Genomic DNA, 12,698 nt, shown 5'->3' with positions numbered 1-12,698 from the left:
CGCTCAGCCGACGGTGCGCAGGGCTCCCGCGGCGATGTCCACGGCGACGTGGGTGTCGGCGTCCAGCTCGACCAGCTCGCCGTCCAGCTGCAGCGGCATCGGGCTGCGGATGGTCAGCTCGTGGTGCGTCTCGTGCGGCTGCGGACCCAGGCCCACGGTGGCCGAGCGCAGCGCGGTGAGCAGCACCCGCAGCTTGCTGTGGTGGGGGAGCAGCACCAGCTCGAACTCGCCGTCGTCCGGGCGCCCGTCGTCGGAGAGGGTGGCCACCTTCGCCATCCGGTCGATGTTGGCGTAGAGCAGGCTGTCCACCTCGATCCGGGAGCCGTCGGCCAGGTCGACGGGGAACGGCCGGAACCGCCGGAACCCGCGGACGACGGCGACGATCTCCCGCCAGGACCCCTTGCCGCCCTCCTCGATGTCCACCGCGACCACCGGCGTGATGCCCAGCCCGATGTAGGAGTGCGCGTACCGGACCACCGGTTCCCCGCCCGCCGGGGTCAGGGTCAGCCGCAGCAGGTCGAACCGGGCCGTCTTCCCGGTGCGCAGCGCGTGGGTGATCGCGGCGTCCAGCGGCCGACGCTTGGTGGCTCGCCGGTGGTCGTTGGCGTTGCCGGCCCCGCGCACCGCGGCCACCGCGTCGGGGTTGCCGGCGTCCATCAGGCCGTTGACGACGTCGTTGTAGCCGCCGTCCCCGCTCACCGACACCACCAGCGGCCGGCCGGCGCGGGCCGCAGCCGCGGCGAGCTCGCGGCCGTGCCCGGCCCGCTCGGTGGGGGCCATCTCCAGCGGGAGGTCGGGGTGCTGCTCGGCCAGGTCGTCGCGCAGCTCGCGGGCCAGGGTCGGGGCGTCACCCGTGCTGTGCGGGTTGAAGACGATCACGATCCGGTCGAACGCGGCCACGGGGACCCTTCCAGGCAGACGATCACGGGCGCGGGGCGTGCGCCCCGCGCCCGTGATCCTCCGGGTCAGCGGACCCCGGCGCCCGACCGGGTGCTCACGCCTCCTCGCCGATGTCCTCCAGCCACAGCGCGGGCCGCTCGGCGAGCATCTGCTGCATCAGTGCCAGGCAGTCGGCGTCGTCGAGCACGTCGACCTGCACGCCGTGCGAGCGCAGCAGCGACTCCGACACCTGGAAGCTGCGGTTCTCCCCGACGACGACCCGCGGGATCTCGTAGAGCAGCGCGGTCCCGGCGCACATCCAGCAGGGCGACAGGGTCGTGTAGAGCGTGCTGCGCCGGTAGACCGACGCCGGCAGTCGGCCGGCCCGCTCGATGCAGTCGGTCTCCCCGTGCCGGATCGCGCTGTCCATCTGCACCCGGCGGTTGCGCCCGACGGCGAGCACATCGCCGTCGACGACGAGGGCGGCGCCGATGGGCACCCCGCCCTCGGCCCACCCGGTGCGTGCCTGCTCCACCGCCAGCGCGAGGAAGCGGCGGTCGGCGTCGGGGTCCGGCGGGGTCGTGGTCACGGGTCCATCCTGGACGAGCAGGGGTGCGCCGGCCCGCACCCCTCGACTGCACGGTCATCCGGCGTAGTGCATACTCATGCATCGTGAGCGCAGAGCGGACGTGGACGGTCGGGGTCACCGGCGCCACCGGGTACGCGGGCGGTGAGGTGTGCCGGCTGCTGGCCGGGCACCCGCAGCTGCAGCTGGCCGGGGTGCACGCGGCATCGAGCGCCGGCCGACGCCTGGGGGAGTCCCAGCCCCACCTGCTGCCCTACGCCGACATGGTCGTGCAGCCCTCCGACCCGGCCGACCTCGCCGGCTACGACGTCGTCGTGCTGGCCCTGCCGCACGGTGCGTCCGGGGCCATCGCCGCCGGTCTCCCCGACGACGTGCTGGTGCTCGACTGCGGCGCGGACCACCGGCTCGCCGACCCCGCCGCCTGGCAGCGGTGGTACGGCAGCGAGCACGCCGGCACCTGGCCCTACGGCCTGCCCGAGCTGCCCGGTCAGCGGGACAAGCTGGCCGGGGCACGGCGGATCGCGGTGCCCGGTTGCTACCCGACCAGCGTCTCGCTGGCCATGGCGCCCGCCCTGGCCGCCGGGCTGGTCGAGCCCGAGGTCGTCGTGGTCGCCGCGTCGGGCACCTCGGGTGCCGGCCGGGCCGCCAAGCCCAACCTGATCGGCTCCGAGGTCATGGGCGCGGCCAGCGCCTACGGCGTCGGCGGGGTCCACCGGCACACCCCGGAGATGATCCAGAACCTGTCGGAGGTCGCCGGTACACCTGTGGGCGTGAGCTTCACCCCCACCCTGGTCCCGATGGCCCGCGGCATCCTGGCCACCTGCTCGGCCAAGGTCCGCCCCGGCGTCGACGCCGCGGCCGCCCGGGCCGCGTACGTCGAGGCCTACGCCGACGAGCCCTTCGTGCACGTGCTGCCCGAGGGCCAGTGGCCGACCACGGCCGCCGTCCTGGGGGCCAACACGGTCGCCCTGCAGGTCACCGTCGACCCCGACGCCGGCCGGCTGGTCGTCGTCGCCGCGGTCGACAACCTGACCAAGGGGACGGCGGGCGGCGCGATCCAGTGCGCCAACATCGCCCTCGGCCTGCCCGAGACCCTCGGCCTGCCCCTCGTGGGGGTCGCACCGTGAGCACCACCGCCCCGCAGGGCTTCCGGGCCGCCGGCGTCGCCGCCGGGCTGAAGTCCTCCGGCGACCCCGACGTGGCCCTCGTCGTCAACGACGGGCCCGACGACGCGGCCGCGGCCGTGTTCACGACCAACCGGTTCCCGGCCGCCCCCGTGCTGTGGTCCCGGCAGGTCCTCGCCGGCGATCGGGTCCGGGCGGTCGTGCTGAACTCCGGCGGCGCCAACGCGTGCACCGGGCCGGGCGGCTTCCAGGACACCCATGCCACCGCCGAGCACGTCGCCTCGACCCTCGGCCTGGGCGCCGGCGAGGTCGCGGTGGCCTCCACCGGGCTGATCGGCGTCCGGCTGCCGATGGACCTGCTCACCGCCGGGGTCACCGACGCGGCCGGCCGGCTGTCCGCCGAGGGCGGCCCGGACGCCGCCCGGGCGATCATGACCACCGACTCGGTGCCCAAGACGACGGTGCAGGCCGGCACCGGCTGGACGGTCGGCGGCATGGCCAAGGGCGCCGGCATGCTGGCGCCCAGCCTGGCCACGATGCTCGTCGTCCTCACCACCGACGCCGTGGTCCCCGCCGAGGTGCTCGAGCCCGCGCTGCGGCACGCCACCGCGCACTCCTTCGAGCGCGTCGACAGCGACGGCTGCCTGTCCACCAACGACACCGTGCTGGTGCTGGCCAACGGAGCCAGCGGGGTGAGCCCGACCGCCGAGGAGCTCGGCGCGGCGCTGGACGCCGCCTGCCTGGACCTGGCGATGCAGCTGCTGGCCGACGCCGAGGGCTCCACCAAGGACATCGCGATCACCGTGCGCGGCGCGGCCACCGTCGCCGACGCGCTGACCGCCGGGCGGGCCTGCGCCCGGAACAACCTGCTCAAGACCGCGCTGTTCGGCAACGACCCCAACTGGGGCCGGGTGCTCGCCGCGATCGGCACCACCGACGCGGCCTTCGAGGCCGACCGGGTCGACGTGACCATCAACGGGGTCACCGTCTGCCGTGGCGGAGCCATCGGCGACGACCGGGACGGCGTGGACCTCACCGGCCGGGCCATCGCCATCGACGTCGATCTGGCCGCCGGCCCCGAGCAGGCCACGATCTGGACCAACGACCTGTCCCTCGCCTACGTGCACGAGAACTCGGCCTACTCCACATGAGCACCCCGCCTGCAGCCCAGGACCCCAGCCCGCCCGACGTCCGGCCCGACGAGGCGCCACCCAAGCGGCGCTACGGCACCAGCCGGGTCATGCGCACCCCGGACCCGGCGGGCGACGCGGCCAAGGTCGCCGTGCTCACCGGCGCGCTGCCGTGGCTCAAGGAGTTCCACGGCAACGTCGTGGTCGTGAAGTACGGCGGGCACGCCATGGTCGACGAGGAGTGCCGGGCCGCCTTCGCCGAGGACATGGTCTTCCTGCGGACCTGCGGCATCTTGCCGGTCGTCGTGCACGGCGGCGGTCCCCAGGTCAGCGCGATGCTGTCCCGGCTGGGCGTGGAGAGCGAGTTCCGCGGCGGGCTGCGGGTCACCACCCCGGAGACCATCGGTGTCGTCCGGATGGTGCTGGTGGGCCAGGTCGGCCCCGAGGTCGTCGGGCTGATCAACTCCCACGGACCGCTGGCGGTCGGCCTGTCCGGCGAGGACGGCCGGCTGTTCACCGCCGAGCGCACCACCGCCACCGTCGGCGGCGAGCAGGTCGACGTCGGCCTGGTCGGCGATGTCGTGGCCGTGGACCCGACGCCGGTGACCGCCCTGCTGGAGACCGGGCACATCCCGGTCGTCGCCACCGTCGCCCCCGACGTCGACGGCCAGCTGCACAACGTCAACGCCGACACCGCCGCGGCCGCACTGGCCGTCGCCCTGGGTGCGGTCAAGCTCGTCGTGCTCACCGACGTCGAGGGCCTGTACTCCGACTGGCCGGACAAGTCCTCGCTGGTCGAGCAGATCGACGCCGCCGAGCTGGAGACGATCCTGCCGACGCTGGACGCCGGGATGATCCCGAAGATGGCCGCGTGCCTGCGAGCCGTGCAGGGCGGTGTGCAGCGCGCGACCGTCGTCGACGGCCGGCTGCCGCACGCCCTGCTGCTGGAGATGTTCACCACCGAGGGCACCGGCACGATGGTCGTGCCCTCACCGACCGAGGGGGAGGCAGCATGACGCACACCGAGGAGCTGGCCCGCCGCTGGTCGGCGGTGATGATGCACAACTACAAGACCCCGCCGGTCGCCCTGGCGCACGGGCGCGGGGCGTCGGTCTGGGACGTCGACGGCCGCGAGTACGTCGACCTGCTCGGTGGCATCGCCACCACGATCCTGGGCCACGCGCACCCCGCCGTCGTCGCCGCGATCACGAACCAGGCCGCGCGGCTCGGCCACGTGTCCAACCTGGCGATGCACGAGGTCGGGGTCACCCTGGCCGAGCGGCTGCTGGAGCTGGCCGGCCGGCCCGGGCGGGTGTTCTTCTGCAACTCCGGCGCCGAGGCCAACGAGGCAGCCTTCAAGATCAGCCGGCTCACCGGCCGGCCCGAGGTGGTCGCCGCGCTGGGCTCGTTCCACGGCCGGACCATGGGCTCGCTGGCGCTCACCGGGCAGCCGGCCAAGGCGCAGGCCTTCGCCCCGCTCCCCGGCGGCGTCCGGCACGTGCCCTACGGCGACCCGGATGCCCTGCAGTTCACCGACGAAACGGCCATGGTTCTGCTCGAGCCGATGCTGGGCGAGGGTGGCGTGCTGCCCGCCCCGGCCGGCTACCTGGCCGCCGCGCAGGCCCAGGCGCACGCGGTCGGCGCGCTGTTCGCCGTCGACGAGGTGCAGACCGGGATGGGCCGGACCGGGCAGTGGTTCGCCCACGCCGCCGACGGCGTCACCCCCGACGTGGTCACCATGGCCAAGTCGCTGGGCGGCGGGCTGCCGCTGGGCGCCACGCTGGCCTTCGGCGACGCCGCGGAACTGCTGGGCGCGGGGTCCCACGGCTCCACCTTCGGCGGCAACCCGATCGCCGCCGCGGCCGCGCTGGCCGTGCTGGACACCATCCGCGACGAGGGCCTGCTCGAGCGGGCCAAGGACCTCGAGCACCGGTTCACCACCGGCATCGAGGGCCTGGGCCACGCCGGGATCAGCGGGGTCCGTGGCCGGGGCGCGCTGCTGGGCGTCGTCCTCACCGCCGACGTCGCCCCCCAGGTCGAGGTGGGCCTGCGCGCGGCCGGGTACCTGACCAACGCCGTCGCCCCCGGCGTCGTCCGGCTGGCGCCGTCGCTGGTGGTCACCGACGAGCAGGTGGACCACTTCGTGGCCGCCCTGCCCCCCGTCCTCGACGCAGCACTGGAGACCGCACCGTGAGCCCCCGGCACTTCACCAAGGACGACGACCTCACCCCGGCCGAGCAGGCCGAGGTGCTGGCCCTGGCCGCGGAGCTGAAGAAGACCCGGCACACCCCGGACGCGCCGACCCCGTTGGCCGGGCCGAAGGCGGTGGCGGTGATCTTCGACAAGCCCTCCACCCGCACCCGGGTGTCCTTCTCGGTGGGGGTCGCCGAGCTCGGCGGCTACCCGCTGGTCATCGACGCCAGGTCCTCCCAGCTGGGCCGGGGCGAGCCGGTGGAGGACACCACCCGCGTGCTCGACCGGCAGGTCGAGGCGATCGTCTGGCGCACCTTCGCCCAGTCGCGGCTGGAGGCCATGGCCGCGGTCAGCCGCGTCCCGGTGGTCAACGCACTCACCGACGACTACCACCCGTGCCAGATCCTGGCCGACCTGCAGACCATCGCCGAGCGGCGGCCGACCCTGGCCGGGCTGACGCTGACCTACCTGGGCGACGGCGCCAACAACATGGCGCACTCCTACGCCCTGGGCGGCGCGACCGCGGGCATGCACGTCCGGATCGGCTCGCCCGAGGAGTACCGCCCGGACGCCGCGATCATGGCCCGGGCCGCCGAGGTCGCCGCCCGGACCGGCGGCTCGGTCACCTGGACCGCCGACCCGGCGGCGGCCGCGGACGGCGCCGACGTGCTGGCCACCGACACCTGGGTCTCCATGGGCCAGGAGGACGAGGTCGACACCCGGATCGCCCCGTTCCTGCCCTACGCCCTGGACGAGGCGGCGCTGGCCCGGGCCGCGTCGGACGCCGTGGTCCTGCACTGCCTGCCGGCCTACCGGGGCAAGGAGATCGCGGCCGAGGTGATCGACGGGCCGCAGAGCGCCGTCTGGGACGAGGCGGAGAACCGGCTGCACGCGCAGAAGGCGCTGCTCACCTGGTTGCTGGCGCAGCGGTGACCGGCGCGCTGACCCGCTCGGCCCGGCACGCCCGGATCGCCGAGCTCATCGCCGGTCAGCCGATCACCTCGCAGACCCAGCTGGCCCGGCTGCTGGGGGAGTCCGGCGTCGAGGTCACCCAGGCGACGCTGTCCCGGGACCTGGAGGAGCTGGGCGCGGTCAAGCTGCGCGGCTCCGACGGCGCACCGGCCTCCTACGTGCTGCCGCCGGAGAACGCGCCGCTGCGCCCGGCGCAGTCCGCCCCCGGGCGGCTGACCCGCATGCTCGGCGAGCTGCTGACCAGCGCCGAGGGGTCGGCCAACCTGGCCGTGCTGCGCACCCCGCCCGGCGCTGCCCAGTTCCTGGCCTCGGCCATGGACAAGACCGGTCTGCCCGACGTCCTGGGCACCATCGCCGGCGACGACACTCTCCTGGTGATCTCCCGCGACCCGCTCGGCGGCGACGCGCTGGCCCGACGCCTGCTGGCCCTCGCCGCCGGCACCCCGATCCCCGACCACGAAGGACACCCGTGAGCACCGCAGACGCCGCATCCGACACCCGGTTGTGGGGAGGCCGCTTCGGCGGCGGGCCGTCGGCCGCGATGGCCGCGCTGTCCAAGTCCACCGACGTCGACTGGCGGCTGGCCCCCTTCGACCTGGCCAGCTCGCGGGCGCACGCCCGGGTGCTGCACCGTGCCGGCCTGCTGGACGCCGACGAGCTCGAGCAGATGGTCGGTGCGCTCACCGAGCTGTCCGCCGAGGTCGCGATGGGCACCTTCACCGCCATCGAGGCCGACGAGGACGTGCACGAGGCCCTCGAGCGCGGGCTGACCGCCAAGCTCGGCACCCTGGGCGGCAAGCTGCGGGCCGGCCGGTCGCGCAACGACCAGGTCGCCACCGACCTGAAGCTGTACCTGCGGCACCACGTCCGGGCCCTCGTCGGCGACGTCGCCGACCTGGAGGAGGCCCTGGTCGGGCTGGCCGAGCGCTACCGCACCGTCGCGGCCCCCGGCATGACCCACCTGCAGCACGCGCAGCCGGTGCTGATCAGCCACCAGCTGCTGGCCCACGCGCACTCCTTCGCCCGCGACGTCGACCGCCTGCTCGACTGGGACCGCCGGACCGCGGTCAGCCCGCTGGGCGCCGGCGCGCTGGCCGGCTCCTCGCTGCGGCTGGACCCCGACGCCGTCGCCGCCGAGCTGGGCTTCGACCGGGCCGCCGACAACTCGATCGACGCGGTCAGCGACCGCGACTTCGCGGCGGAGTTCTGCTTCGCCGCGGCGCTGCTCGGCGTCCACCTGTCCCGGCTGGGGGAGGAGGTCGTGCTCTGGACGTCGACCGAGTTCGGCTGGGCCCGCCTGGACGACGCCTGGGCCACCGGGTCCTCGATCATGCCGCAGAAGAAGAACCCCGACATCGCCGAGCTGGCCCGCGGCAAGGCCGGCCGGTTCGTCGGCAACCTGACCGGGCTGCTGACCATGCTCAAGGGCCTGCCGCTGGCCTACGACCGGGACCTGCAGGAGGACAAGGAGCCGGTCTTCGACGGGGTCGAGCAGCTCGCCCTCCTGCTGCCGGCCGTCACCGGCATGGTCGCCACACTCACCCTGCGCCCGGAGGTGCTCGAGGCCGCGGCCCCGCAGGGCTTCGCGCTGGCCACCGACGTGGCCGAGTGGCTGGTGTCGGCCGGGGTGCCGTTCCGGTCCGCCCACGAGATCAGCGGCGCGATGGTCGCCCGCTGCGAGTCCCTGGGCGTCGAGCTCGACGAGCTCACCGACGACCAGCTGGCCGAGGTCTCCGAGCACCTGACCCCCGACGTCCGCACCGTGCTGTCGGTGCCCGGCGCGCTGGCCGCGCGCAAGGCCCGTGGCGGGACGGCGCCCGAGCGGGTCGCCGAGCAGCTGACCGCGCTCACCGCGCTGGTGGGGGAGCACCGGACCTGGGCCGGCGCCTCACCGGTGGCCCCCGCCCTCTGAGGCACCCCGTGACCGACGTCCAGCGGCCGGGCGAGCTCCTCACCCCCGAGGACCTGCTCGGCCCGCTGGACGTCGTCGCGCCGTCCCTGCTGGGCTGCTGGGTGGTGACCGACCGGCCCGAGGGCACGGTCGCCGTCCGGCTGACCGAGGTGGAGGCGTACTCCGGTGCCGGGGACGACCCGGCGGCGCACTCGCACCGCGGTCCGACGCCGCGGTCAGCGGTGATGTTCGGACCGCCCGGGCACCTGTACGTCTACTTCAGCTACGGCGTGCACTGGTGTGCCAACGTCGTGGTCGGTCCCGAGGGCCAGGGGTCGGCGGTGCTGCTGCGGGCCGGTGAGGTCGTGGTGGGCGAGTCGGTGGCGCGGGCCCGTCGGCCGGCCTCGGCCCGGCCGCGCGACCTGGCCCGGGGACCCGCCCGGTTGACCTCGGCCCTCGCGATCGGGCCCGACGACCGGGACCGGTACCTGCTGACGGCGTCGTCCCCGGTCCGGTTGCACCGGGGCGATGCACCCGCCGCGGTCACCGCCGGCCCCCGGGTCGGCATCACCCAGGCCGCCGACCTGCCGTGGCGGTTCACCGAGACCGGGGCGCCCACGGTGAGCCCGTTCCGCGCAGGGGTGCGGCGCCGGTCCCGGGCCGCCGGGCAGGATGGACCACCGTGACCAGTAGTGCTGACGTCGTCGACGACCTCCACCGCCGCGGGCTCATCGCCCAGAGCACCGACGAGGGCGAGCTGCGCGCGGCGCTCGCCGCCGGTCCGGTCACCTACTACTGCGGGTTCGACCCGACCGCCCGCTCGCTGCACGTCGGCCACCTGATCCAGTTCATGGTGCTGCGGGCCCTGCAGCGCGCCGGCCACCAGCCGATCGTGCTGGTCGGCGGGGCCACCGGGTTGATCGGGGACCCACGTCCCTCGGCCGAGCGGACGCTGAACTCCCCGGAGCTGGTCGCCGAGTGGGTGGAGCGGATCCGGTCGCGGGTCGCCCCGTTCCTCGACCTGCCGGCGGCCGAGCAGGGCCTGTCCGCGCCGATCTACGTCAACAACCTGGAGTGGACGGCGCCGCTGTCGGCCATCGACTTCCTGCGCGAGCTGGGCAAGAACTTCCGGGTGAACCGGATGCTGGCCAAGGAGGCGGTCTCCGCGCGGCTCAACAGCGACGCCGGGATCAGCTACACCGAGTTCAGCTACCAGATCCTGCAGGCCAACGACTTCAAGGAGCTGCACGAGCGGCACGGCTGCACGTTGCAGACCGGGGGGTCCGACCAGTGGGGGAACATCACCGCCGGCACCGACCTGGTCCGCCGCACCCACGGGGTGTCGGTGCACGCCCTCGGCACACCACTGATCACCCGAGCCGACGGCACGAAGATCGGCAAGACGGAAGGGGCGACCGTCTGGCTGGACCCCGAGCTCACCAGCCCCTACGCGTTCTTCCAGTACTGGCTGGGCATCGACGACGTCGACGCGCGGGCCTGGCTGCCGCTGTTCTCCGAGCGGCCCGCCGACGAGGTCGCCGCCCTGGTGCAGGCATCGGTCGACCGGCCCCAGGGCCGGGAGGCCCAGCGAGCCCTGGCCGAGGACCTCACCCGGTTGGTGCACGGGGAGGCGGAGCTGCACCAGGCCGAGGCCGCCGGCCGGGCCCTGTTCGGCCGGGACGACCTCACCGCCCTGGGGGAGTCGACCCTGACGGCGTCGCTCGGCGAGGCCGGTGCCGTCGAGCTGTCCGACGACGACTTGGTCGACGGGGCACTGCCCACGGTGGCCGCCCTGCTGCAGCGCACCGGGTTGGCCACGTCGCTGTCGGACGCCCGGCGGACGGTGAAGGAGGGCGGCGCCTACCTGAACAACGAGCGGGTCACCGACGCGGAGGCCGCGCCCGACCCGGCCGGCCAGCTCGCCGGCGGATGGCTCGTGCTGCGGCGCGGCAAGCGGAACATCGCCGGCGTGCGCCTACCGCGCTGACCCCTGACCTGCGCGGACGCCGTCGGTGAACGGCGTGTGACACGGGTGTGACGGGAGCGTGGCGGGCGTCACCCCAGGAGCCGTTTGACACGGGGGGCCCAGCCACGTAACTTTCTCTCTGCGCCGGGGACGACCGCGAGGCCGGGCCCGAAGCGCCGAGATGGACAATCTGCTGGGAAGCAAAGGCCGCGAGGCTGGAGTTCCTGCGCGTCCGCTCCTTGAGAACTCAACAGCGTGCCGAAAGTCAGTGCCATATGTTTGATCCCCACTCCTCTCGGGGGGTGGGTGTTGGGTTGATTGATATCGAGAGTGCCAACTCTTGGTTCTCGGCCTTGGATCGAAATTCATCTACGGAGAGTTTGATCCTGGCTCAGGACGAACGCTGGCGGCGTGCTTAACACATGCAAGTCGAACGATGAAGCCAGCTTGCTGGTGGATTAGTGGCGAACGGGTGAGTAACACGTGGGCAACCTGCCCTCAGCTCTGGGATAACTCCAAGAAATTGGTGCTAATACCGGATATTCATTCAGCCTCGCATGGGGTTGTGTGGAAAGTTTTTCGGCTGGGGATGGGCCCGCGGCCTATCAGCTTGTTGGTGGGGTGATGGCCTACCAAGGCGACGACGGGTAGCCGGCCTGAGAGGGTGACCGGCCACACTGGGACTGAGACACGGCCCAGACTCCTACGGGAGGCAGCAGTGGGGAATATTGCGCAATGGGCGGAAGCCTGACGCAGCGACGCCGCGTGAGGGATGACGGCCTTCGGGTTGTAAACCTCTTTCAGCAGGGACGAAGCGAAAGTGACGGTACCTGCAGAAGAAGCACCGGCCAACTACGTGCCAGCAGCCGCGGTAATACGTAGGGTGCAAGCGTTGTCCGGAATTATTGGGCGTAAAGAGCTCGTAGGCGGTTTGTCGCGTCGGCTGTGAAAGCCCGGAGCTCAACTCCGGGTCTGCAGTCGATACGGGCAGACTTGAGTGTTGCAGGGGAGACTGGAATTCCTGGTGTAGCGGTGAAATGCGCAGATATCAGGAGGAACACCGGTGGCGAAGGCGGGTCTCTGGGCAACAACTGACGCTGAGGAGCGAAAGCGTGGGGAGCGAACAGGATTAGATACCCTGGTAGTCCACGCCGTAAACGTTGGGCGCTAGGTGTGGGGGCCATTCCACGGTCTCCGTGCCGCAGCTAACGCATTAAGCGCCCCGCCTGGGGAGTACGGCCGCAAGGCTAAAACTCAAAGGAATTGACGGGGGCCCGCACAAGCGGCGGAGCATGTTGCTTAATTCGATGCAACGCGAAGAACCTTACCTAGGCTTGACATGTGCGGAAATCCTCCAGAGATGGTGGGTCCGTAAGGGTCGCACACAGGTGGTGCATGGTTGTCGTCAGCTCGTGTCGTGAGATGTTGGGTTAAGTCCCGCAACGAGCGCAACCCTCGTTCCATGTTGCCAGCACGTCATGGTGGGGACTCATGGGAGACTGCCGGGGTCAACTCGGAGGAAGGTGGGGATGACGTCAAATCATCATGCCCCTTATGTCTAGGGCTGCAAACATGCTACAATGGCCGGTACAAAGGGCTGCGATACCGCGAGGTGGAGCGAATCCCAAAAAGCCGGTCTCAGTTCGGATTGGGGTCTGCAACTCGACCCCATGAAGTTGGAGTCGCTAGTAATCGCAGATCAGCAACGCTGCGGTGAATACGTTCCCGGGCCTTGTACACACCGCCCGTCACGTCACGAAAGTCGGTAACGCCCGAAGCCGGTGGCCCAACCCCTTGTGGGAGGGAGCCGTCGAAGGCGGGATCGGCGATTGGGACGAAGTCGTAACAAGGTAGCCGTACCGGAAGGTGCGGCTGGATCACCTCCTTTCTAAGGAGCACTGGCCGGCGCATGTCCATGGGGTTCCTCCTGTGGGTGTCCGGTCCAGAGTCACGCCCA

The 12,698-nt window shown here is 72.5% G+C and carries 11 protein-coding genes and 1 rRNA gene; 10 read left to right on the top strand and 2 right to left on the bottom strand.

Features of this window, described 5'->3' with window-relative positions:
- Positions 1–3: 3 nt before the first annotated feature.
- Both LFA75_RS00215 and LFA75_RS00210 read right to left on the bottom strand, forming a co-directional pair.
- Positions 4–900: a diacylglycerol/lipid kinase family protein gene (locus tag LFA75_RS00215; RefSeq protein WP_225231771.1), complete on the bottom strand. Its 897-nt coding sequence runs from the start codon at positions 898–900 to the stop codon at positions 4–6.
- Positions 901–994: 94 nt separating this feature from the next.
- Positions 995–1,468, bottom strand: a complete 474-nt coding sequence (locus tag LFA75_RS00210; protein WP_225231770.1) for a nucleoside deaminase — start codon at positions 1,466–1,468, stop codon at positions 995–997.
- Between the two features lie 83 nt (positions 1,469–1,551).
- On the opposite strand from LFA75_RS00210, the gene argC reads away from it, so the two are divergent.
- The 10 genes from argC (at position 1,552) to LFA75_RS00160 (ending at position 12,629) form a co-directional block, all read left to right on the top strand.
- A complete protein-coding gene (gene argC, locus LFA75_RS00205; protein ID WP_225231769.1) occupies positions 1,552–2,592 on the top strand; it encodes an N-acetyl-gamma-glutamyl-phosphate reductase in 1,041 nt (346 codons plus the stop codon).
- On the top strand, positions 2,589–3,740 hold the full coding sequence (argJ, locus tag LFA75_RS00200; RefSeq protein ID WP_225231768.1) for a bifunctional glutamate N-acetyltransferase/amino-acid acetyltransferase ArgJ: 1,152 nt from the start codon (positions 2,589–2,591) through the stop codon (positions 3,738–3,740). Before argC ends, argJ begins: the two co-directional genes overlap by 4 nt.
- Complete coding sequence (argB, locus tag LFA75_RS00195; RefSeq protein ID WP_225231767.1) at positions 3,737–4,735, top strand: acetylglutamate kinase; 999 nt, start codon at positions 3,737–3,739, stop codon at positions 4,733–4,735. Before argJ ends, argB begins: the two co-directional genes overlap by 4 nt.
- Positions 4,732–5,913, top strand: coding sequence for an acetylornithine transaminase (locus LFA75_RS00190; protein WP_225231766.1), 1,182 nt, complete (start codon positions 4,732–4,734; stop codon positions 5,911–5,913). The genes argB and LFA75_RS00190 overlap by 4 nt, the downstream gene beginning before the upstream one ends.
- Entirely contained in the window at positions 5,910–6,845 is a 936-nt protein-coding gene (gene argF, locus LFA75_RS00185) for an ornithine carbamoyltransferase (protein WP_225231765.1), read from the top strand. The genes LFA75_RS00190 and argF overlap by 4 nt, the downstream gene beginning before the upstream one ends.
- Entirely contained in the window at positions 6,842–7,357 is a 516-nt protein-coding gene (locus LFA75_RS00180; protein WP_225231764.1) for an arginine repressor, read from the top strand. The genes argF and LFA75_RS00180 overlap by 4 nt, the downstream gene beginning before the upstream one ends.
- Complete coding sequence (gene argH / locus LFA75_RS00175) at positions 7,354–8,796, top strand: argininosuccinate lyase (protein WP_225231763.1); 1,443 nt, start codon at positions 7,354–7,356, stop codon at positions 8,794–8,796. The genes LFA75_RS00180 and argH overlap by 4 nt, the downstream gene beginning before the upstream one ends.
- A gap of 8 nt (positions 8,797–8,804) precedes the next feature.
- Positions 8,805–9,461, top strand: a complete 657-nt coding sequence (locus LFA75_RS00170; protein WP_225231762.1) for a DNA-3-methyladenine glycosylase — start codon at positions 8,805–8,807, stop codon at positions 9,459–9,461.
- On the top strand, positions 9,458–10,762 hold the full coding sequence (gene tyrS, locus LFA75_RS00165; protein WP_225231761.1) for a tyrosine--tRNA ligase: 1,305 nt from the start codon (positions 9,458–9,460) through the stop codon (positions 10,760–10,762). The genes LFA75_RS00170 and tyrS overlap by 4 nt, the downstream gene beginning before the upstream one ends.
- A 347-nt stretch (positions 10,763–11,109) precedes the next feature.
- A 16S ribosomal RNA gene (locus tag LFA75_RS00160) occupies positions 11,110–12,629 on the top strand.
- Positions 12,630–12,698: the final 69 nt, after the last annotated feature.

The organism is Klenkia terrae (assembly GCF_900491935.1).
In the GTDB taxonomy this organism is placed as follows: domain Bacteria; phylum Actinomycetota; class Actinomycetes; order Mycobacteriales; family Geodermatophilaceae; genus Klenkia; species Klenkia terrae.
The sequence above is the reverse complement of the archived record's forward strand: the minus strand, read 5'-3'. Positions and strand labels throughout refer to the sequence as shown.